Origin of the sequence: Streptomyces sp. SID5469 (genome assembly GCF_009862865.1) — a bacterium.
Taxonomy (GTDB): domain Bacteria; phylum Actinomycetota; class Actinomycetes; order Streptomycetales; family Streptomycetaceae; genus Streptomyces; species Streptomyces avermitilis.
This window is the reverse complement of record NZ_WWIN01000001.1, coordinates 963,150-983,038: the sequence shown is the minus strand read 5'-3', so window position 1 is coordinate 983,038 and position 19,889 is coordinate 963,150. Positions and strand designations below refer to the sequence as shown.

Below are 19,889 nucleotides of genomic sequence, written 5' to 3'. Positions count from 1 at the left end.
GAGGCGGACGGCGGTGCGTACGTGGTGCTCGTACTGGGATGGGCGAGTGTGCTGGAATCGGCGCCGCACTCGAATTGAAAGGGTTCAATCCGAGTGCGGCACCGCCGAATCGGACAGCCTCCGTCCGTTCCCGCAGGCTGCCTGATCGTCGGCGAACAAAGGCTACGCACGCTCATTGACGCGCGTCTCGTGCGCCCCCTACGTTCACCGCTGTGAATCGATTCACCTTCTACCTCTAGGGGCCGCTGTGATCAGTAGAAGGAACATCCTCGCGGGCGCCGCAGCCACGGTGGGCGCCGTGGCTGCCGGAGCCGGACCCGGCGTGGCCGCGCCCGCGCCCACGTCTGCCGAGGGAAGGGCGGGCATGAGTGCCTTGCGAGTCACCTCTCCGAGCGTCGAATACGTTCAGCGACCACTGGGCCTGGACGCGGCCCACCCGCGCCTGAGCTGGCCGATGGCCTCGGCCGCACCGGGCCGGCGCCAGAGCGCGTATCAAGTGCGTGTCGCATCGAGCGCCGCGGGCCTGTCCCACCCGGACGTGTGGGACAGCGGCAAGGTCGTCTCGGACGATTCCGTCCTCGTCCCGTACGCCGGTCCGCCACTGAAGCCCCGTACCCGCTACTTCTGGTCGGTGCGGGTGTGGGATGCCGACGGTGGCGCCTCGGAGTGGAGCGCGCCCTCGTGGTGGGAGACCGGCCTGATGGGCGCGTCCCAGTGGTCCGCGAAGTGGATCTCCGCTCCCGCGCCCCTCACGGAGGCCCCTTCCCTGGAGGGCAGTTCGTGGATCTGGTTCCCCGAGGGCGAACCGGCGAACAGCGCTCCGGCGGCCACCCGGTGGTTCCGCCGTACCGTCGACCTGCCGGACGACATCACCGGGGCCACGCTGGCCATCAGCGCGGACAACGTCTACGCCGTCTCCGTCGACGGCGCCGAGGTGGCGCGCACGGACCTGGAGGCCGACAACGAGGGCTGGCGTCGTCCGGCCGTCATAGACGTCCTGGACCACGTGCACTCCGGCAACAACACCCTGGCGGTCTCCGCCTCCAACGCCTCCGTCGGGCCCGCCGGCTGGATCTGCGTACTGGTCCTCACCACGGCCTCCGGCGAGAAGAAGATCTTCAGTGACGCCTCGTGGAAGTCCACGGACCACGAGCCGGCCGACGGCTGGCGCGAGCCGGACTTCGACGACAGCGGATGGCCGGCGGCAAAGGTGGCCGCCGCATGGGGAGCCGGGCCGTGGGGCCGGGTCGCGCCGGTCGCGTCCGCCGCGAACCAACTGCGCCACGAGTTCCGGCTGCCGCACAAGAAGGTGAGCCGCGCCCGTCTGTATGCCACGGCTCTCGGCCTGTACGAGGCGCATCTGAACGGCCGGCGCGTGGGACGCGACCAACTCGCCCCAGGCTGGACCGACTACCGCAAGCGCGTGCAGTACCAGACCTACGATGTCACCAGCTCCGTCCGCCCGGGCGCCAATGCGCTCGCCGCCTATGTGGCCCCCGGCTGGTACGCGGGCAACGTCGGCATGTTCGGTCCGCACCAGTACGGGGAACGCCCGGCGCTTCTCGCCCAGTTGGAGGTGGAGTACGCCGACGGGACCAGTGAACGCATCACGTCGGGGCCCGACTGGCGTGCCGCCTCGGGACCGATCGTGTCCGCCGACCTGCTGTCGGGCGAGACCTACGACGCGCGGAAAGAGACAGCCGGGTGGACCTCACCGGGCTTCGACGACCGGGCGTGGCTCGCGGTGCGCGGCGCTGACAACGATGTCCCGGAGCAGATCGTCGCGCAGGTGGACGGTCCCGTGCGCATCGCGAAAGAACTCCCCGCCAGAAAGGTCACCGAGCCCAAGCCGGGCGTCTTCGTCCTCGACCTGGGCCAGAACATGGTCGGGTCGGTGCGGCTGCGCGTGTCGGGCGACGCGGGCACCACGGTGCGGTTGCGGCACGCGGAGGTCCTCAACCCCGACGGCACGATCTACACCGCGAACCTGCGGTCGGCCGCGGCGACGGACACGTACACCCTCAAGGGACAAGGTGAGGAGACCTATGAGCCTCGTTTCACCTTCCACGGATTCCGCTACGTCGAAGTGACCGGATTCCCCGGCAAGCCGTCGACGACGTCCGTGACCGGGCGGGTCATGCACACCTCCGCGCCGTTCACGTTCGAGTTCGAGACGAACGTGCCGATGCTCAACAAGCTGCACAGCAACATCACTTGGGGTCAGCGCGGCAACTTCCTCTCCGTTCCGACGGACACTCCGGCCCGTGATGAACGGCTCGGCTGGACGGGCGACATCAACGTCTTCGCGCCGACGGCCGCCTACACGATGGAGTCGGCCCGCTTCCTCACCAAGTGGCTGGTCGATCTCCGCGACGCGCAGACGTCGGACGGTGCCTTCACGGACGTGGCACCCGCCGTGGGCAACCTCGGCAACGGCGTCGCGGGCTGGGGAGACGCCGGTGTCACGGTCCCGTGGGCCCTCTATCAGGCGTACGGCGACCGACAGGTCCTCGCGGACGCCTTGCCGTCCGTGCACGCCTGGCTGAGGTATCTGGAGAAGCACAGTGACGGCCTGCTGCGGCCGGCCGACGGCTACGGCGACTGGCTGAACGTGTCCGACGAGACGCCCAAGGACGTCATCGCGACCGCCTACTTCGCGCACAGCGCCGACCTGGCAGCGCGGATGGCAACGGAGTTGGGCAAGGACGCCGCGCCCTACACCGACCTCTTCACCCGCATACGCAAGGCGTTCCAGACGGCGTACGTCGCATCCGACGGCAAGGTGAAGGGCGACACGCAGTCGGCCTACGTCCTCACGCTGTCCATGAACCTGGTGCCGGACGCCCTGCGCAAGGCGGCGGCCGACCGTCTCGTCGCCCTCATCGAGGCGAAGGACTGGCATCTGTCGACCGGCTTCCTCGGCACCCCACGGCTGCTGCCCGTCCTCACCGACACCGGTCACACCGATGTCGCCTACCGGCTGTTGCACCAGCGCACCTTCCCCAGCTGGGGGTACCCGATCGACAAGGGGTCCACCACCATGTGGGAGCGCTGGGACTCCATCCAGCCGGACGGCGGTTTCCAGACCCCGGAGATGAACTCCTTCAACCACTACGCCTACGGCTCGGTGGGTGAATGGATGTACGCCAACATCGCCGGCATCGCTCCGGGCCGAGCGGGTTACCGGCAGGTCGTCATCCGCCCCCGCCCGGGCGGCGAAGTCACCTCCGCCCGGGCCACGTTCGCCTCTCTCCACGGTCCGGTGTCGACCCGGTGGCAGCAGCGGTCCGGCGGCTTCGTGCTGACGTGCAGCGTGCCGCCCAACACCACCGCCGAGGTGTGGATCCCGGCGGATCACCCCGACCGCGTCCAGCACACGCACGGAACGTTCGTGCGCGCGGAGGACGGCTGCGCGGTGTTCGAGGTCGGCTCGGGAAGCCACCGCTTCACCGTGTGACCGTTGAGCGGTCCGCCCCAGGGGCCCGGAGGTCCCGAGACGACGCTGCCTCACCGGGCACTCGGATCGGGCCCCTCCGGGCTCACCCGCCCGCGCGCGTCCGCCGGCCGCGGTCGACGGGGCCGAGACCGGCTTCCGCGGGTGGCCCGCCGCGATCGCACCCGTGACGTAGTCCTTCGCCGCGCCCGTTCCCGGCCCGCCACACGCAGAGCGCGTCCGTCGCTCGGAGCAGACACCGGGGGCAGACGCCGCGCTGTCGGAGGCCGGCTGTCACCAGGACGGGACGTCGAGGATCTCCACGACCGCGGCGGAATAGCTGAATCCCTCGCCGGCCGCGACGAGCAGGACGAGGTCGCCCGGTCCCACTGTGCCTTGCTTGACCAGGTGTTCGAGGCCGAGGAACTGGTCGCCCGCGGCGACGTGGCCCACCAGGCGGCCGAGGTCCCAGGTGCTCTGCTTCTCGGTGAAGCCGAGCAGTTCGTAGTTCTCGGGTGAGACACCGCGGTGGATGAGAGGCATCACCACACGGGATATGTCCTCGACGCCCACCTGGGCCTCACTCAGCGCTCGCCGGGTCGTGTCCATGAGGGCGGCCTCATAGCGTTCCCAGGAGCCCTCGGCCTCCGGAGTGACCGCGTGCTGAAGGCCGCGTTCGCGCAACGGCAGCGGCATTTCGAGGCCGGGCGCGGTGGCGAACGGGGCCGTCCCCCGGTTCCACCGCTCCAGGGAGTTGTCGGCGCCCAGGGTGGCGGAGACGACGCGCGCGAAGCCCTGCCGCCCGGACAGCACCAGAGCGGTGCCGCCGTCCGCGAAGATGAAGTTGAGCTGTACGTTCCAGCGGTCGACCCAGGGCGGGGCGAAGTTGTCTCCGGTGGTCAGCAGGACCGCGGAGGTGAAACCGGCGTCGACGTAGCCGGCGGCCAGGCACAGCGAGCCCAGTCCGGCGTTGCAGCGCTGCTGGAGGTCGAAGCCGGGAGCGGCCGGGCCCACCGTCTCGTTCGCGACGTAGGCCGCCGCGGGCCACATCTCGTGTCCCTGGAAACCGCAGGACGAGTGCAGGACGAGACCGACCTCGTCCCGCTCTATCCCGACGGCCCGCTCCAGGGCCAGCCGGCCGGCGCGGACGGCCATCTCGGGGCCGGCGACGCCGTCGGCCACGGCGATCGACTCGTAGCCCAGGTTCCGGTGCTCGTCGTCGACCAGTCCCGCCGCGATGGCCTCGTCCACCGAGACCACGTCCGGCAGCCAGGACGCGGCCGAGGCGATATACAGATCGTTGGTGAACTTCATGGCGCATCAATCCTTCGTGCAGTGCGGATCATTCGTGGCGTGTGTTCCTTTCCATGGGCGGACTGCGGGGGTTCCGAGCCATGGCGCGTGGGGGGATGTCGTGCTGGACAGCGGATGGGAGACGTCGCGCTGGAAACCCTCACTGTCCGGCAGCCCGCTGACGCGTTGCTGACACGGCCCGGCCGCCCGTCCGTGGACGGGCGGCCGGTGTCGGCCGTGCTACGACACGGAACCTCGGTTCTCCGCCACCTACTCGGTTCTCCGCCACCGACGGCGACCCGGCGTGAGCAGCGGGTTCGGTAGAAATCGGCCGTCTGTACGAGTGAGTGACAATCGGCCCGGCGGGTTAGACCGTTCGGGTGTCCACGCGGGCGACTTCCGCAGCGTCCTGAGGCTCCCGGCCGATGTTTGATCGCTATCGCTGTCACTCGCCTCCGTTGCGCCGCGTAGCCAGGCGACTGCGGATCGGTTAGTTTCGTGCCAGCAGTCGTGGTTCCGAAGTCTCAGCGCCCGCGGTTCGCACCGCGGGCGTCGTGCTGTGCAGCAGGACCCGAGGACCAGGGCGATCACCTCACCCAGGGGTACTGACAAGCCAGTGCCCCCCGACCCTGGACAAGGGGACGAAACATGGCCACCGGCACCGTGAAATGGTTCAACGCAGAAAAGGGCTTCGGATTCATCGAGCAGGAGGGCGGCGGCCCCGACGTCTTCGTGCACTACTCGGCCATCAACAGCGCTGGTTTCCGGGAACTGCAGGAGGGACAGAAGGTCAACTTCGACGTCACCCAGGGCCCGAAGGGCCCCCAGGCGGAGAACGTCACCCCGGCCTGACCCAACGCCACGGCGCCCCGCACCCAAACGGTGCGGGGCGCCGTGCCGTACCCCTGCCCCACGAGCCTGAGCCCGCCCCGGTGGCCGCGGCCGTGCCGGAGGCGCCGGGGAAGACGCGCGAGATGGCCTGCGCGGGCTTCCGCCAGACGCTCGCCGCGCACCGGGCGAGTCCGGTCCGACCTGCGCGTGGACCCGGCTGTCACGGAGACGATCTACCGGCAGAACCGTTGGCGGAAACGCGGTCTTGCCGCTTGCGCCGAGAGGCTCGCAGCCAATCCGGAGGTCCTGGCCGACGCCCCTTGGCACTCGACCCGGATGCGGCGCCGAGGCCGTCAAGTAATCCGGTTGAAAGGAGAGCCCGCGACGTACTGTGATGGCCTCGATCGCCCGCCACACGGAGCGGGCCGACCGCAGGAGCCGTTCTTGGCAACCGGAAGAACTGCGGACACCCGCCCCGCCATCGATGCCGCGCTGGTCAGGCGCCTGGTCGAGACGCAGTTCCCGCAGTGGGCCGAGCTGTCCCTGGAACTGCTCGACCCGGCCGGCTCGGACCATGTGATCTACCGGCTGGGCGAGGAGCTTTCCGTCCGGCTGCCTCGCCACGCCGGGGCGGCCGGGCAGGCCAGGAAAGAGGCCGAGTGGCTGCCCCGGCTCGCCCCGCATCTGCCCCTGGCCATCCCCGTACCGGCGGGCGTGGGGGAGCCCGACTTGGACTATCCGTGGCCATGGGCGGTGTCCCGCTGGCTGGACGGCGAGGTGGCGACCGCCGAGGCGCTGGCCGACTCGTCCGAGGCCGCCGTCGAACTGGCCCAGTTCCTGACCGCCCTGCAGCGGTTCGCGCCCGAGGACGTCCCAGCCGAGGGTGCCCTCAAAAACGTCGCCGTCCGGCCGCTGGCCGACCGGGACCGCGCGACGCGGGCAGCCATCGCGAAAGTCGACGACGTGTTCGACACGGCGGCCATGACCGAGCTGTGGGACGCTGCACTGAGCGCTCCCGGATGGGGTCGCCCTCCGGTCTGGTTCCACGGCGACTTCCACACCGGCAACCTGCTGACCTTCGACGGCCGCCTCAGCGCGGTCATCGACTTCGGCGAACTCGGCATCGGCGACCCGGCTCGCGACCTGACCATCGCCTTCACCCTGATGTCGGCCCGGAGCCGGGCCGCCTTCCGCGCCGCGCTCGATGTGGACGACGCCACCTGGGCCCGGGGCCGCGGCTGGGCCCTGGCCACCGGCTTGAACGCCTACACCACGTACGCCGCCGTCAACCCCCGGGTCGCCGCGCAGACCACCCGTCAGATCACCGAAGCCCTCATCGGCTAGGAGCTGTCCGGGCGATCATGTGCCGAGCCGGATGACCGGGACCCTCTGATGACGGGCCCCCGGCACCGCATATGCCGACAGGTCCGCTCAGAAACTGTGAACTCGCCGCGGACGACGTAAGTTCCAGGCGGGCGCGCGCCACGGCGTCCCGCTCGCCGATGCCGTATTGATCGGCGACTCAGTGACCGACATCCAAGCCGCACGAGCCGCAGGTCATCGAAGCCGGGTAAGCCGCCAGAGCGATCACAATCTGTCCGGCCCCCGCAACGCTATGCTGACCCCATCAACTGCACGGCGGGGGGCTCATGCGGGAGTTCGTCTATCTCTCCGATGCGAAGCTGAGGCAGTTCGTTCCCGAACCCCGCCGCTTCGGACGCCAGGGGACGATCAGGGTCGCCACCCCCATCGGCGGCGTCGACCTGGAGCCGTCTAAAGATCCCGAACGCTCTCGGCTCCGGCACTTGCAGCAGGTGATGCGGCGCATCGACTTGGAAGCTGAGTGGTTCACGGAGCCAGGGCTCCGCCCCGGCCGATGGATCCAGTTCGAAGCACCGCTCAACCTCGTACCGCTGAACGGCCCCTTTCGCAGCATGGTGCTCTTTATAGATCCGGTCAGGCCGGTCGAGGGTTATGAAACACCCGGAAGCATCCGTCTGGTGCTGCATGGCTCCATCAGTCATGTAATTCAGGCGCAACTGCCAGAGGCAGCCGACCAGCCCGTGGTTCCTGTCATCGCGTCCGGTACAGGTGGGTACGGCACACTCGCCGCGTTCATGGCTCTCCTCGCTACAGGGGCAATGAGTTGGACGGCGGACGAATTGGCCGCTCACCAGGACCCTCTGGCGCCCGTCCCGGGCCTCAGCGGAAGCATGGGGGAAGCACTCCGGGGCCCGGTCGTGCGTCGAGGGACTGTCTCCCTTGTCTCGGCAGTTGATCGAAAGATAGACCCGGAGACGTCGGCTTGGATGCGCGGATGCGCTCGGGTTACGGCCAACCTGGCGCGTCGAGGAAGTGAAGCTACGGCTCGCTACCTGATCGCGAGTCCACTCTACGTTGAGTACGCGCCCGATCTGCCGTAGTGAAGGCCCCTTCGCATCCGGGCGCTTGGCGCAGCTGGGCTTGCCAAGCGTGGCTTGCCCGGCCCGGCCCGGCCCGGCCCTGTCCAGTCCGGTCCGGTCCCGGGGGACGCGGATCTTCTCCAGGGCCGGTTTGGACCGGGGGGCACCCCACTGCACCCCGGTCCAAACCCGGTGCAGTCCCGTCGATCACCTGCCTGTGGGTCACGCCACCGGCCACAACACGCGATCCAAGCCGGATGAAGCAGAGTTCGAGCGGCGTCCGGCTGTCAGTCCCCGCGCCTAGGGTGCTCGCATGACCAACTGGATACAGGGCCCCTTCCCCGGCCACGAGGTGAATGTCGTCTTCGCCCGGGGCATACCACTGGACACGCTCACCCGAGGCCTTCGCGACCGGCTACGAGAACCCCTCGTGTACGGCGAGGCGAACGGTTGGGCGTGGGCTGTGCACGACATGCACAACTGGGATGCCGAGGACTACGACGACGTCGACTACAGCGGCATGTGCCCGGAGGGCGCGGAGATCGTTGTGTTCGTGACCGAGCCCTGCAGTGCCAAGGCCTTCCCGCCCGCATTCGAGTACCACCGGGACGGCCGCGCGATCCTCTGCTTCAGCTTCGAGGACATCCAGCAGCGGGTGGGCGAGAACCCGGACTACCTGTCTGCCGAACTCCTGGCCGCGAACCTCATCGGTCCCACTGCGGAATGCGGACAACAAGGCGACGACGGGCACGACTGTTTCGACCACCACTACGACGATCACGAGCGTCTCGTCACAGTGATCGCCGACTGTTTCGCGCTGCCCGCGCCGCCTCTGTCCGCGGAGGTGACCGCGAAGTGAGCTGGCTTGCCCCGAACACCTTCGTCACCTTCTGCAAGGGCATGACCTTGCCCACCGTGTCCGCCATCTTCACCGAAGCGGGGCGCCCCGCCCTCGCCACCGGCGAGTCGTCCGGTTGGGCATGGGTGACGCACGACGCCTACACCGCCCCGCGTGGGGAGTCCGCCTGGGAACTGGCGCGCAATATCACGGGCTACCGCTATACGGACCGCGCAAGCGATCCGCGTAGCGTGGACACCGTTTTCCTGGCGTCCACACCCGCATGCGGGTGCCCGCACGGGCAGAACTACGTGACTCCTCCCCCGGCTGAAGCCGGGGGCTTCTCGCTATGCCGGGTTGGCGTTGCGACGGACCAGCCCGGCCCGTAGAACGTTGGTGGCTGCCACGGTGTCGGCGTGCGCGTGGTGGCCGCAGGCGACGCAGTGGAACTTTTCCTGGGTGGGCCGGTTCTCCTTGGCGGTGTGCCCGCATTCGGGGCAGGTGCGGGAGGTGTCGCGGGGGTCCACGGCGATCACTTCCCGTCCGGCGCTTTCAGCCTTGGCGTGCAGGATCGTCAGGAACACCCCCCATCCGGCATCGTTGATCGACTTGTTGAGCCCGGCTTTGGCGGCGGCCCCGTTGGGCAGGAAGGTGCCAGGCTTGTCGGGGTCGGGCTTGGGTGCGGGGGCCTTGCTCATGTTGCGGATTCTGAGGTCTTCGTGCGCGATGAAGTCGTGTGCGCGGACCAGGCCGAGGGCGGTCTTGTGTGCGTGGTCGAGCCGCTGGCGCCGTACCTTGCCGTGGAGCTGGGCGACCTTGCCCACCGCGCGCCGGTGGTTGGCGGTGCGGTCCTTGGCCTTGCGGCGCGGGAACCGGGCGAGGGCCTGCTGCGCTGCCTGGAGCTTGTCGGCCGCTCGGCGGCCGTGGCGCGGGTTGGGTACGAACCCGCCGCCGGAGTCGGCGAGGAAGTTCGCGATGCCCAGATCGATCCCGGCCGCGCTGCCGGTCGCGGGCAGCGGTTCGGGCTGGTCCTGTTCGGCGGTGAGCACGACGAACCACTTACGGCCCTCGCGCTTGACGGAGACGGTCTTGACGCGGCCGGCCACCGGGCGGTGCTGGTTGACCTTCACATGCCCGACGCCCTGGAGACGGACGCGGGTGGCCGGGTCGTGCGGGGTGGAGTTCCACCGGCAGCCGTCGCCGTCCTTGGGGAAGTCCACCGTGTCGAACCAGTTCACCCCGCGAAAGCGCGGATAGCCGGGCGTCTCACCGGACTTGACCCGGCGGAAGAACGCGGCGAACGCCTTGTCCAGGCGGCGCAGGGTGGCCTGCTGCGAGCTGAACGACCAGCGGCCCTGACGCTCAGGGTCGAACGCCCGGATGTCCTTGAGCTGCGCGGACTGGCCGCCGTACTTGACGGTGGTCTTCGACGGGTGCCGCCAGGCGTCGCGGCGTTCCTGCAACGCCGCGTTGTAGAGGGAGCAGTGGTCGCGCAGCATCTCGGCGAGTGCCTGGGCCTGGCGGACGGTGGGCCGCAGGAGGAACTTGTACGCACGGATCATCCAGCCCACCCCCTCCGGTCGAGTTCGCTTGATCCTACTACACTTGGCGTATGTCACCGCGCTGGGAACCGGATCCCGATATCCGACGAGGAAATCATGTCGTTTTCAACCTCCATGCACACTTGGTGTTCGTCACGAAGTACCGGCGGGAGATCTTCAACGGCGAGATGCTGACGCGCTGCGAGGCGATCATGAGCGACGTGTGCGAGAGCTTCGGCGCGGAACTGCGGGAGTTCAACGGCGAAGGCGATCACGTCCACCTGCTCGTGCACTACCCGCCGAAGATCGCCCTGTCCAGGCTCGTCAACAGCCTCAAAGGCGTCAGCTCCCGCTACCTGCGCGCGGAGTACACCGGCCGGATCAACCGGATCGGGACGGGCTCGGTGTTCTGGTCCCCGTCCTACTTCGCGGGGTCCTGCGGCGGCGCACCGCTGGACATCGTCAAGGACTACATCGAGAACCAGAAGCGCCCGGCATGACCGTCACCGCACAGGCGCAGTGATCTCCGGCGCTTCGCGCCTCCAGACCGAGGATCGCATTCCCGCCCGGCCTGAAGGCCGGGATTCCCTGCGAAGAACAAGGGATGGTCCCTCACTGCGCCGAGCACCCGTTCCAGTTCGCCTACAGCCGCGGCGGGTTCGAGCAGACGTACTTCAACGTCGGTCGGCGCCGCGAGTCACGGCGTGCCGGAGGCAGGGCCGACCTGCTCGTACGCGAGCTGCTGGACGCTCGGATCGTCGGCCGGGACACCCCCGAGTACGACGCCGATCCCGGCTTCAACGCGGATGGCGCCCACACGGTGCGGATCATCGCCGACCACTTCGGACTTCCCTCACCCCCGCTCGATCTCGGGCCCGTGGACTCATCGACATGATGCGATGACCAGAAGCCGGCCGAGCGGGCCGCCATGCCGTGATCGGCCGGCCGCCTCGGCTGCGCAGCCGGTGCGGACCTTTCTCTTCCGGCCAACGTTCGGCAGCGGATGCGCTGAGGCCGGTGCTGATGCCGGGCAGTACCCGGTACGACCCCGTCGTCGCCCTCCGGCATCTGAAGTACCGCCGGTCCGCCCGAGAACGGACGGACCGGCGGCCGGCATCGATCACCACTCCCGCCCTGGCTGACCAGGTTCCTGATGAACGGAAGGTCGGCAGACCGCGATCAGGCCGTGTGCTGCGAGGAGCCCTCACACCTGGCGGCGGCGCGACGATGTCGTACCGCTGCCGAGGCCGCCGCACTCATCGGACGAAGCGCACTTCGGGGTGGGTCGGGGAAGGCCTGTCCAGCAGATGTCGGGGCCGGCCCAGCAGGTGCTGGTCGAAGAACGCCGTGACGTAGGCGCGCTGGGCTGCGGTGCTGCGCTCGGGATCCACGGTGCCGATGAACTGCTCGCGGGTCTGCGCCGGGATGTCCAGCCGCTCGTCCACGGCGGGCACGATCGTCTGGGCGTCGGTGTAGCTGAAATGGCCACCCCGTTCCAGGCTCAGGTCGCGCTTCCAGCTGGTCGAGCGGTCCCAGAACGACTGCCAGGACGGCTTGTTCAGATGAGTCTGGCTCGCCTTGCCCATGAGCATGAACGGGCGGTCGAGCCCTTCCAGGGCCACCGGGAGGAATTCGGTGCTGTTGTACTGGAGCGTGCCGTCCATGTCGATGCCCGCGTCGATGCGACGGTCCACCCGCATGGTCTCCGCCGCGGTGACACCTCCAGCCGAGTGGCCGTACATTCCGACCCGGTCCAGGTCGAGCGCCCTGCCCAGCCCACGGGGCAGACGGCGCTCCTCAGCATCGGGGTTGCGGCCGGCCCGCAGCACGGCAAGCTGGTCCAGGACGAAGCGGGTGTCGCGTACCCGGGTGTCGACCGCCTTCTTGACCGTCTCGGCTCCGGCCATCGGCTCCTTCTGCAACTCGACGCGGCCGTCCGGGAATTCCACCGGAGTGGTCTCATGGGTGTGGTCCACGGTGACTACCACGTAGCCGCGGCTCGCCAGTTCCACGGCCGTCGAGGTGCCCAGCGCGCGGGGGATCCCCAGGCCCGGCGAGTACAGCACGATCGGCCGCCTGCTCCGGTCGTCGGCGGGGGCCATCGAGGCCGCGTCCGTCCGGGTGGCGGCCCAGTCCACCTCGCCGGGACGGGCCAGTCCGAACGAGCCCGACTCGTCCACGAAGCGCGCGGCGCCTGGCTGCATGTACGGCTGGCGGGAGTATCCGCTTGTCGAACGCGCCGGATACCAGATGCTGACCATCAGCTCCCGGTCCCTGTCGGCGACCCAGGGGTCGGGCCGGTCACGGTCGACGAGATGAAGTTCAGTGGTTCCGACCGCCTGCCGCCCCGTCGGCTCGGGCAGGTCAAACCGCACGGCACCATGAGCCGCCGAGGGTATCGGGCCGGATGAGGAGGCGGCGGAGGCGGCCGTGCCCGAGCCGACGGCCAGGGTGACGACAAGAGCCACTGCGGTGGTCATACGTGCATGGATTCGCATGCCGGCCAATCTGGCCCCGGACCCGCATCGACACATCCGCCGACAGGGGGAGCGGGCCCCTGGCATTCCACTGAGCACATTCCACCCGCTTTTCGGGGAAACCTCGGGGTCCCGGCTGACCACCATCTCGGAGCCTTCCGGTTCCGATGGGCGGGTCCGCCTGCTGCTCAGCCAACCCCGCCCGCCTCTACCCCGCTGAACGACCACCCGGCCTGGCCCGCTCAATGTCGGCGGCCGGATACGGTGTCCGTTTGCTCACATTGAGCAGGCGGTGGTGGAAGCCGTCCAGTACGACGGCAGCCCGGGCGTGCCGGTCGATGATCGCGGCGATCGCGGGCGGGACCCCCTCGGACCTCTCACCCGCGATCCAGTTGTGCAGAAACGCCTCGTGCTCCACCTTGCCGCGCACGCCGTCGGGTAGATGGTGGCGCAGCAGATGGTTCGCGATGTAGCAGCCGTCGTAGGCGAGATGGTCGGTGAGGAACTCGGCCTCGTCCTGCGAGAGTTCGAACCCGGAGCTCAGGGCGAGACCGAAGTCCGCGAAATAGATCAACCGGCCGTCGGTCAAGACGTTGTGGAAGTGGGCGTCGAAGTGGACGAGCCCGCGGGAGCTCATGAAGGCGGCTCCGCGCGTCAGGGCCTCCTCCGCCCACGCGTACCCCTGGCTGTCTTCGCCTTCCGAAGCGGCCCCTCGCTGGTCGCCCAGCCACGCGGCAAGTGTCTGCGGGACGTGTTCCAGGAAGATCACCAGACTGAAGGTGGACCGGCCGATGGCTTCCAGCCGCTCACGCACGGCTGACGAGCCTTCCCAATGCGCGACCGCCCCGTCGATGCCCCCGAAAATGTCGGCGAATCCCTGGGGAGGGATGTCCGGCAGGACTCGCCAGTGGTACATCAGCGGAAAGCCCTCGTACTCGTTCCCGAGGACCCAATTGGTGGTCATCGTATGCACGGCCAGCTCGCGCCAGGTCCCGAAGCCGGCTGAGCCCACCCCGTACTGGTAGAACATCGGCAGCCCAAAGAGGTTCGCTGTCGACCGCACGTTCTTTGGCCGCATCTCGATGTCCGTCAGAGGGACTCGCTTGACGAAGACTCGGGTCCCACCGACCTCGAGCTCCGCCGACCTGCCCCCGATGCCGGAACCGAGAGGGGTGGCTGCGGCCACGACTTCGCCGAGTCGATGGTCACTCAGCAGCGACAAGTGCGTGGAAACGGATCCGTACGTGGCCCGGCGTGCCCTGTGCCGAGGGTCCGGGTGGTCCATCAACAACTCCTCAAGGCCCGAACCATCCACATCAGCGATCTCGCGAATGCGATCGACCCTACCCTTGGCAGCTGGCCGGCGTCCTGAACACCGATGTGCCACGGCCAGCAGCTACCTGTGGGACCGGGCGCTGGGCGAAGTCAGTCCGCGAACTGCCGCAGCTACGTCACCGGCACCCTCGGAACTGACGGCGGGTGAGCCCCGGCATCTCGATCACTTGTGTGGAGGGGCGTGCGCTACTCCTCTGTGATGAGGCCTGCCGTGGATCGGCCGCGACACACCGGCGCAGGGCTGTGATCCGGCGCCGAAGCCGCCGTTCGGATCACCGAGGGCGGCCCTTCCGGTGATTGCTGGACGCCTCGCGAGGGAGGTAGCTGTCGCAGGGGTAAGGAGTCTCAGCAGAGGACGAACCCAGAACCCACGAGGAGATCGGCCATGTACGCAGCAGTCCGGCGGTACGAAGGGGTGACCGATCCGGCCGAGGCGGCACGCCTCGTGAACGAGGGCTTCGTGGGGCTCATGCGCGAGGTCCCCGGCTTCGTGGCCTACTACTGGGTCGATGCCGGGAACGGAGTGATGGTCTCGACCAGCGTCTTCCAGGACCGGGCCGGTGCCGAGGAATCGATCTCGAGGGCGTCGGACTTCGTGCGGGACAACCTCGCGTCACTCCTCCCCAACCCTCCCCAGGTCATGGCCGGGGCGGTTGTGGCTTCCGCGTAGCGGCGTTCAGGCGTGCATCTGATTCGGAGCGCTGCTGACGCGGCTGATCTGCTCGTCGTCCGCGTCCAGGAGTCGGAGCGGCCGGAGGGAGGGCCCCGGTGGCAGGGGCCCGCCCTCCGGCCCGTACAGCGCGTTGCCGGGGATCCCCGGATCGAGGGCCTTGGCGAACGTGCCACGGATGACCGGCAGTCCGAGGGAGCCGCGGGCATCGTGGACGGCAACCTGGTACCTGCTTCGTGACCGCGTGGCTGCCCCAGTAGCCGAAGAATCCCCGGCAGGCTCGTGGATCCGCGCGCTGGTCCGGCGGTACCACGTGTAGACCGTTCGCCTCAGTGGCGGTGCACAGGTCGACGGTGTCGGTGACGATGCCTGGGCGTGGACCCAACTGACCAGCCGCGGCACCCGGATCCGCTACGTATCCACGGACACCAGCCAGACTTGTCCCACCGTGCGCTACACCTTGGGGCCGAACCGCAATCCGTTCCGCCTGCACCGGGTGAGCATTCCCGCGGGTGCACAGTTCCCGACGACGGTCTGCGAGTCGGGGGCGCCCCTCACGGCGTCCCCGTGGCCTGCCGGGTGGTGTCCGCGCGACGTGGGCGCCACCCGGGGCGCTTGCGGTCAGCGCTTGAAGGCGTCTTTGGCCTTGTCGCCGGACTGCTTCAGGTTTCCGGAGATCTGGTCGGTCCTGCCTTCACGCTGCAGTCGCCTGTTGCGGGTGGTCCGGCCGATGCGTTCGGTGACCCGGCCCTTGAATGCCTGCGTCTTGTGCTTGATCGTCTGTCCGACGCTCATGGCTGTCCTCTGCATGCATGTTCGCTGGGTGGGATCCCGCGGGTGATTGCCGTACAGGCCGCTATTCCCGCGGGCGGGGGGAGAGCGCCTGGTGTGGGCCCTGGTGTGGGCTACCTGCGACTGTGGCCGTACCGGCGGCCGACGCCACGCCCGCCACCGCCACGTCCGCGCATCGCGACGCCGACGATCCAGACGACCAGCAATACGGCGGCGACCCACCACAGGGCCTGCATGGTGAAACCGAACCCGAACACCACCAGGATCAGCAGAAGGAGAAGAATCCATACCATCGCCGGGCCTCCAGATCGCGGGAAGTGCCTGAGTTCCGCGGGGTCCGGGCGAAGCGGGAAGGTGGAATGCTGCGCCCGAGCAATTCGGAGTGGCATAGCCCTACGCCGTGCTGTCAGTCAACGCCCGGCGGCTTCCCTTGTCAACGCAGTGTCGACGCGGGGGAGTTCTGCGAGGTGGGCAGGTGCCGCTGGGGTGAACGGAGCCTCGGCGGGAGCGTCGACCGGCTCGGCCGGCGGCGCCGGCAGGACACGGTCCTCCCACCAGGACAGGGCCATCACGGTGGCGAGGAGGACGAAGGGAGTCGAAGCGGGAACGATCAGCGCGTACATGTGTACCGCCTGTCGTGAAATGTGTGCGACGCGGCGGACAGCAGATGGGCGGTGCCCGCTTGGGGCGCATCGAGGCTGCGCCAGGATCGCGTAGCGACGGCGAGTGCGGGAGCGGCCCGTTGGCGGCGGGACAGGTTCCGGCACTGATGCGCCAGGTGCGCCCCGAAGGAGCGCGAGAGGTGATCGACGCTGCCGGGGGCTCGGGCCGTACTGTGCACGCTAGCCCTCGCCGCACTCCCTGAACAGATGTCAAGTGGCCATCCGGTCTTGGCAGAGGACGCTGACGTGGGCGGCTATCCGCAACCTCTGGGCAGGACTATGCTGTTCGAACAGGCCCCGGTCCCCGGCAGTGATGCCTTGTTCCGCTCCGGGAAGGCCCGCCGTGTTCGTTCTGCTTCTCATCCTCATCGTGGTCTTGTTCGGCCTCGGCTTCCTCAGCCCCCTCTGGTGGGTGGCCGCAGCCGTGTTGGTCTTCGGCGCCACCCGGTACGGCCGCGGTGGTGGCGGGGGCTGGATCTCTGGTGACGGTTCCGATTTAGGGGAGTACCGGGACTACGAGAACCGCCGGGATCGTCAGGACCGCTGGGACCGTCGCTACAGCCGTCAGCACCGGGCGCGCTGGACGCGCGAGGACCGTCGGGACCGTGAACGCCGCGGATGACCGATGAAGTTGCCCGACATCCAGAGGTTCCGGGGCGGCTTCAGCCACGCCGGACGCACGCACATCGTGGAGAGGCGGACGCCATGCATCGCACAACCATGCTTCCGGAGGATTGGTGGGATCTGAGGGCCGAGGCCTCGGTGGATGACCCGGCGGGTCAGGATGTCGTGGCGCTGCGCGCCGAGATCGATCAACTGCGTCGGGCGCTGGCCGGCCGTGCGGTCATCGACCAGGCCTACGGCATGGTGATGGTCCTGGCCCCGTGCCGCCGTGGGCCGGCCAGGAAACTACTGGTGGATATCTCGCGGCAGTGCAACACCAAGCTTCCGGACGTGGCAGCGGCTCTGGTCGCCGCCTGGGAGGGTGAGCCGCTCTCGCGGCTGATACAGCGGGCGCTGCGGCGTGCGCTGCATCGGCTTTACGCGGAAGACCAGGCGTGCGACTCACCACCGGCGGATGAGCCGTCCGTAAGGGGAAGGCCATGATTCACGCAGCCGATGTCCGCGAGTGGCGCAACCGAGACGTCGTCGACACCGAGGGCCACAAGATCGGTGTCCTCGAAGCGGTCTACGTGGACACCACCACCGACGAGCCGGCCATGGCCACCGTACGGACCGGACTGCCCACCCGGCACCGGCTGACCTTCGTCCCCCTCGAGGACGCGATCGCCGGGCCGGGCTATCTCAAGGTCGGCTATGTCAGAGCACTGGTGAAACAGGCCCCGTCGATCGGCACCGACGACGTGCTGCCCGCCGACCAGGAGGAAGCGATCTTCAAACACTACGGCCTGCCCTACGAACCCGGTGCCGCCGGTGAACGGCAACTGGCGCGCCGCTGACCGCTCATGGACAGGTTGACTTCCTCCCCCTCCTGAAGGAAGGGGAGTCCTATGGCTCGCGCTGTGCAGTTTTCTGCTTCGTTGCCGAAGAGGGGTGACCGACCTGCGGTGATAGCGCACGGTGACGGTTCGGCATGCGGGTGTGATCGGGTGCTGCTTGGCTGATAGAGCCCGATGTTCTTCCCGACAGTCCAAGGAGTGACTATGAGCGCCGCAGGCGAATCCGGCAACCGAGCACAGCAGATGCGCGAGAAGGCCCAGAAGCTGACCGAAGCCGCGGAGCGCACGACCGACCCGCAGGAGCGTCAGAAGCTCCAGGAGCAGGCCCGGGGCCTGCAGGAGCAGAGCAAGCAGCAGGGCCAGCCTGGTCAGAGCAGGTCCAAGGGCACTGCTGGCGGCGGGCGGAACCAGTAGCACCTGAGTGCGACACGGCCACTCAACGGCAGATGGTCTCCAACCCCGGCCGGGACTTGTCTGGAGGCCATCTGCGACCGGTTTCTGCCGCACGGGCAAGAAGTAGGGCCAGGGCGGTACCTCGCGGACTTACGTCCCGGTCGTGACACCAGAAGTCACTGCACTCTCAACCTCCCTGCACCCGGTTACAGAAGAAATGGATTCACGGACCAATGGGTGCAGTCCGCTCTTCGCGTCGAGCAAAGGAAGGGAATTCTGTTGTGAGTGAAGAGATTTGGGGCTACCACCCAGCCTCGGGATACCAGACGGGAACGGATCTCATCGGTTTCAAAGTCGAGGCGACCGATGGCAGCATCGGCAAGATCGACAAGCACTCCGACGACGTCGGAGCCGCCCACCTCGTCGTCGACACCGGTGCTTGGATCTTCGGCAAGCACGTGCTTCTCCCGGCCGGGACCATCACACGCATCGACACTGCCGAGCGGAAGGTCTACGTCGACCGCACCAAGGACGAGATCAAGGATGCGCCCGAGTTCGACAGGGACAAGCACACGGGCGACCCCGGTTACCTTGAGCAGTTCGGCAAGTACTACGGCCAGCACATGTGACAGCTCTGGCACACGCGAGCGGCCTGCGATCGCTGGTCAATCCCCGCCCGAAGTTCGTCGAACGCATCCGGCTGCACCAGTTCGTGGCCCGTAGCGGCGACGCCACGATTGACTACGGCACGCTGCTCGGCGGGGGCCAGCTGGTCGTCGACAGCGCCACGCGCATCGACACCGCCGCCCGCACCGTGCGGCTGGCGTCGGGCCGCGCCCTGGACTACGACTACGTCATCTACGCGGTCGGCAGCACCGCAGCGACACCGTCAATGGTGCCTGGCGCGGTCGAATTCGCTTTGCCCATCGCTGAATTCGAGTCCGCGCAGCGGCTGCGCGCCAGGCTGGAGGAGGTGCCCCGCGATGCTCCGGTCACCGTGGTCGGCGGCGGGTTGACCGGCATCGAGACGGCCGCCGAACTGGCCGAGCAAGGACGCACGGTCACGCTCGTGTGTGGCCGGACCCTGGCCCCCTCCCTGAGCGCGCCGGGGCGCCGATACGTCGCCAAGTGGCTGACCCGGCACGGTGTCGCCGTGCTGGAGGCCGGCGTGGTGACCGAGGTCCGGCCGGATGCGGTCGTCCTTGCCGACGGTTCTGCCGACGGCGCGGTGCGTCCGAGCGCACTGACCGTCTGGGCGGCAGGTTTCGGCGTGCCGGAGCTGGCGGCGGCGAGCGGGCTGCGCACCGACCCGCTCGGCCGGCTGCTCACCGACGAGACGCTGACCAGCGTCGACGACGCCCGCATCGTCGCGGCCGACGACGCCGCCGCACCGTCGGGCCGGCCGCTGCGGATGAGCGGCTACGCCGCCGGGCCGCTCGGGGCACAGGCGGCCAACACCGTGCTGAGCCCCATTGCGGGGACCGAACCGACGGTGATCGACCTGGCCTTCACGGGGGCGTGCGTCAGCCTCGGCCGACGCGCCGCCATCCGACAGCTCGCCCGCAAGGACGACACCGCGGTGAACGTCTACATCGGCGGCCGCATGGGCGCGGCGCTCAAGGAGGTGACCTGCAAGTTCGTCGTGCCGAAGAGGATCCGCCGCGAGGCCCGCAAGCCGGGTTCCATCGGCTGGCCCAAGGGCGGCCCTCGCCCCGAGCGGCCGACTTCCGCTTCGCAGGAGGTCACCTCCCCGTGAGCACCG

General features: G+C 68.7%; 21 protein-coding genes and 1 pseudogene. 15 read left to right on the top strand and 7 right to left on the bottom strand.

Annotation, left to right across the window (positions count from 1 at the left end):
- The first annotated feature begins 247 nt into the window (after positions 1-247).
- Positions 248-3,457, top strand: a complete 3,210-nt coding sequence (locus GTY58_RS04435; RefSeq protein ID WP_037650651.1) for an alpha-L-rhamnosidase — start codon at positions 248-250, stop codon at positions 3,455-3,457.
- Positions 3,458-3,727: 270 nt separating this feature from the next.
- Here GTY58_RS04435 and GTY58_RS04430 read toward each other — a convergent pair whose 3' ends face one another.
- On the bottom strand, positions 3,728-4,747 hold the full coding sequence (locus GTY58_RS04430) for a ketoacyl-ACP synthase III family protein (protein ID WP_010982265.1): 1,020 nt from the start codon (positions 4,745-4,747) through the stop codon (positions 3,728-3,730).
- A 627-nt stretch (positions 4,748-5,374) separates the two neighbouring features.
- On the opposite strand from GTY58_RS04430, the gene GTY58_RS04425 reads away from it, so the two are divergent.
- The 5 genes and pseudogenes from GTY58_RS04425 (at position 5,375) to GTY58_RS04410 (ending at position 8,818) form a co-directional block, all read left to right on the top strand.
- Positions 5,375-5,578 (top strand): cold-shock protein, encoded by a 204-nt coding sequence (locus tag GTY58_RS04425; protein ID WP_010982264.1) that lies wholly within the window; start codon positions 5,375-5,377, stop codon positions 5,576-5,578.
- A 423-nt stretch (positions 5,579-6,001) separates the two neighbouring features.
- The gene (locus tag GTY58_RS04420) at positions 6,002-6,901 is read left to right on the top strand and encodes an aminoglycoside phosphotransferase family protein (RefSeq protein WP_010982263.1); all 900 of its coding nucleotides are present in this window, start codon (positions 6,002-6,004) and stop codon (positions 6,899-6,901) included.
- 136 nt (positions 6,902-7,037) lie between these two features.
- Positions 7,038-7,112, top strand: a pseudogene (locus GTY58_RS41255) (HAD hydrolase-like protein); the annotation flags it as partial.
- A 94-nt stretch (positions 7,113-7,206) separates the two neighbouring features.
- Positions 7,207-7,980 carry an SAVMC3_10250 family protein gene (locus GTY58_RS40400; RefSeq protein WP_137951494.1) on the top strand — a complete coding sequence of 258 codons (774 nt, stop codon included), beginning with the start codon at positions 7,207-7,209 and terminating at the stop codon, positions 7,978-7,980.
- Between the two features lie 292 nt (positions 7,981-8,272).
- The gene (locus tag GTY58_RS04410; RefSeq protein ID WP_010982261.1) at positions 8,273-8,818 is read left to right on the top strand and encodes a hypothetical protein; all 546 of its coding nucleotides are present in this window, start codon (positions 8,273-8,275) and stop codon (positions 8,816-8,818) included.
- 326 nt (positions 8,819-9,144) lie between these two features.
- Here GTY58_RS04410 and GTY58_RS04405 read toward each other — a convergent pair whose 3' ends face one another.
- Positions 9,145-10,359, bottom strand: coding sequence for an RNA-guided endonuclease TnpB family protein (locus GTY58_RS04405; RefSeq protein WP_010982260.1), 1,215 nt, complete (start codon positions 10,357-10,359; stop codon positions 9,145-9,147).
- A gap of 50 nt (positions 10,360-10,409) precedes the next feature.
- Here GTY58_RS04405 and tnpA point away from each other — a divergent pair, with 50 nt between their 5' ends.
- Entirely contained in the window at positions 10,410-10,838 is a 429-nt protein-coding gene (tnpA, locus tag GTY58_RS04400) for an IS200/IS605 family transposase (protein ID WP_010982259.1), read from the top strand.
- 104 nt (positions 10,839-10,942) lie between these two features.
- On the top strand, positions 10,943-11,233 hold the full coding sequence (locus GTY58_RS04395) for a hypothetical protein (protein WP_010982258.1): 291 nt from the start codon (positions 10,943-10,945) through the stop codon (positions 11,231-11,233).
- Positions 11,234-11,594: 361 nt separating this feature from the next.
- On the opposite strand, the gene GTY58_RS04390 is transcribed toward GTY58_RS04395, so the two are convergent.
- Both GTY58_RS04390 and GTY58_RS04385 read right to left on the bottom strand, forming a co-directional pair.
- The gene (locus GTY58_RS04390; protein WP_010982257.1) at positions 11,595-12,818 is read right to left on the bottom strand and encodes a lipase; all 1,224 of its coding nucleotides are present in this window, start codon (positions 12,816-12,818) and stop codon (positions 11,595-11,597) included.
- Positions 12,819-13,023: 205 nt separating this feature from the next.
- Positions 13,024-14,100 carry a hypothetical protein gene (locus GTY58_RS04385; RefSeq protein ID WP_010982256.1) on the bottom strand — a complete coding sequence of 359 codons (1,077 nt, stop codon included), beginning with the start codon at positions 14,098-14,100 and terminating at the stop codon, positions 13,024-13,026.
- 435 nt (positions 14,101-14,535) lie between these two features.
- Between GTY58_RS04385 and GTY58_RS04380 the strand changes: the two genes are divergently transcribed.
- The gene (locus GTY58_RS04380) at positions 14,536-14,820 is read left to right on the top strand and encodes a hypothetical protein (protein ID WP_010982255.1); all 285 of its coding nucleotides are present in this window, start codon (positions 14,536-14,538) and stop codon (positions 14,818-14,820) included.
- Between the two features lie 621 nt (positions 14,821-15,441).
- Here the strand turns inward: GTY58_RS04380 and GTY58_RS04375 are convergent.
- The 3 genes from GTY58_RS04375 to GTY58_RS04365 all read right to left on the bottom strand — a co-directional run bounded on the left by GTY58_RS04375 (position 15,442) and on the right by GTY58_RS04365 (position 16,235).
- On the bottom strand, positions 15,442-15,615 hold the full coding sequence (locus tag GTY58_RS04375) for a CsbD family protein (protein WP_010982254.1): 174 nt from the start codon (positions 15,613-15,615) through the stop codon (positions 15,442-15,444).
- A gap of 110 nt (positions 15,616-15,725) precedes the next feature.
- Positions 15,726-15,905, bottom strand: coding sequence for a hypothetical protein (locus tag GTY58_RS04370; RefSeq protein ID WP_010982253.1), 180 nt, complete (start codon positions 15,903-15,905; stop codon positions 15,726-15,728).
- A 117-nt stretch (positions 15,906-16,022) separates the two neighbouring features.
- The gene (locus tag GTY58_RS04365; RefSeq protein ID WP_037650641.1) at positions 16,023-16,235 is read right to left on the bottom strand and encodes a hypothetical protein; all 213 of its coding nucleotides are present in this window, start codon (positions 16,233-16,235) and stop codon (positions 16,023-16,025) included.
- A gap of 382 nt (positions 16,236-16,617) precedes the next feature.
- Between GTY58_RS04365 and GTY58_RS04360 the strand changes: the two genes are divergently transcribed.
- The 6 genes from GTY58_RS04360 (at position 16,618) to GTY58_RS04335 (ending at position 19,883) form a co-directional block, all read left to right on the top strand.
- Positions 16,618-16,896, top strand: coding sequence for a hypothetical protein (locus tag GTY58_RS04360; RefSeq protein WP_010982252.1), 279 nt, complete (start codon positions 16,618-16,620; stop codon positions 16,894-16,896).
- Between the two features lie 83 nt (positions 16,897-16,979).
- Entirely contained in the window at positions 16,980-17,381 is a 402-nt protein-coding gene (locus GTY58_RS04355) for an ANTAR domain-containing protein (protein ID WP_042492728.1), read from the top strand.
- Positions 17,378-17,734 (top strand): PRC-barrel domain-containing protein, encoded by a 357-nt coding sequence (locus tag GTY58_RS04350; RefSeq protein WP_010982251.1) that lies wholly within the window; start codon positions 17,378-17,380, stop codon positions 17,732-17,734. The genes GTY58_RS04355 and GTY58_RS04350 overlap by 4 nt, the downstream gene beginning before the upstream one ends.
- Positions 17,735-17,938: 204 nt before the next feature.
- Complete coding sequence (locus tag GTY58_RS04345) at positions 17,939-18,148, top strand: DUF6381 family protein (RefSeq protein ID WP_010982250.1); 210 nt, start codon at positions 17,939-17,941, stop codon at positions 18,146-18,148.
- Positions 18,149-18,408: 260 nt separating this feature from the next.
- The gene (locus GTY58_RS04340; RefSeq protein ID WP_037650639.1) at positions 18,409-18,756 is read left to right on the top strand and encodes a PRC-barrel domain-containing protein; all 348 of its coding nucleotides are present in this window, start codon (positions 18,409-18,411) and stop codon (positions 18,754-18,756) included.
- Positions 18,753-19,883, top strand: coding sequence for an FAD-dependent oxidoreductase (locus GTY58_RS04335; protein WP_010982248.1), 1,131 nt, complete (start codon positions 18,753-18,755; stop codon positions 19,881-19,883). Before GTY58_RS04340 ends, GTY58_RS04335 begins: the two co-directional genes overlap by 4 nt.
- The last annotated feature ends 6 nt before the right edge of the window (positions 19,884-19,889 follow it).

Excerpts from the sequence above, each read along its gene's own strand:
- GTY58_RS04390 (WP_010982257.1), bottom strand. The coding sequence starts at position 12,818 with ATGACCACCGCAGTGGCTCTTGTCGTCACCCTGGCCGTCGGCTCGGGC.
- GTY58_RS04425 (WP_010982264.1), top strand. The coding sequence starts at position 5,375 with ATGGCCACCGGCACCGTGAAATGGTTCAACGCAGAAAAGGGCTTCGGA.
- tnpA (WP_010982259.1), top strand. The coding sequence starts at position 10,410 with ATGTCACCGCGCTGGGAACCGGATCCCGATATCCGACGAGGAAATCAT.
- GTY58_RS40400 (WP_137951494.1), top strand. The coding sequence starts at position 7,207 with ATGCGGGAGTTCGTCTATCTCTCCGATGCGAAGCTGAGGCAGTTCGTT.
- GTY58_RS04355 (WP_042492728.1), top strand. The coding sequence starts at position 16,980 with ATGCATCGCACAACCATGCTTCCGGAGGATTGGTGGGATCTGAGGGCC.
- GTY58_RS04345 (WP_010982250.1), top strand. The coding sequence starts at position 17,939 with ATGAGCGCCGCAGGCGAATCCGGCAACCGAGCACAGCAGATGCGCGAG.
- GTY58_RS04385 (WP_010982256.1), bottom strand. The coding sequence starts at position 14,100 with ATGGACCACCCGGACCCTCGGCACAGGGCACGCCGGGCCACGTACGGA.
- GTY58_RS04410 (WP_010982261.1), top strand. The coding sequence starts at position 8,273 with ATGACCAACTGGATACAGGGCCCCTTCCCCGGCCACGAGGTGAATGTC.
- GTY58_RS04430 (WP_010982265.1), bottom strand. The coding sequence starts at position 4,747 with ATGAAGTTCACCAACGATCTGTATATCGCCTCGGCCGCGTCCTGGCTG.
- GTY58_RS04370 (WP_010982253.1), bottom strand. The coding sequence starts at position 15,905 with ATGGTATGGATTCTTCTCCTTCTGCTGATCCTGGTGGTGTTCGGGTTC.
- GTY58_RS04375 (WP_010982254.1), bottom strand. The coding sequence starts at position 15,615 with ATGAGCGTCGGACAGACGATCAAGCACAAGACGCAGGCATTCAAGGGC.
- GTY58_RS04405 (WP_010982260.1), bottom strand. The coding sequence starts at position 10,359 with ATGATCCGTGCGTACAAGTTCCTCCTGCGGCCCACCGTCCGCCAGGCC.
- GTY58_RS04365 (WP_037650641.1), bottom strand. The coding sequence starts at position 16,235 with ATGTACGCGCTGATCGTTCCCGCTTCGACTCCCTTCGTCCTCCTCGCC.
- GTY58_RS04395 (WP_010982258.1), top strand. The coding sequence starts at position 10,943 with ATGGTCCCTCACTGCGCCGAGCACCCGTTCCAGTTCGCCTACAGCCGC.
- GTY58_RS04380 (WP_010982255.1), top strand. The coding sequence starts at position 14,536 with ATGTACGCAGCAGTCCGGCGGTACGAAGGGGTGACCGATCCGGCCGAG.
- GTY58_RS04350 (WP_010982251.1), top strand. The coding sequence starts at position 17,378 with ATGATTCACGCAGCCGATGTCCGCGAGTGGCGCAACCGAGACGTCGTC.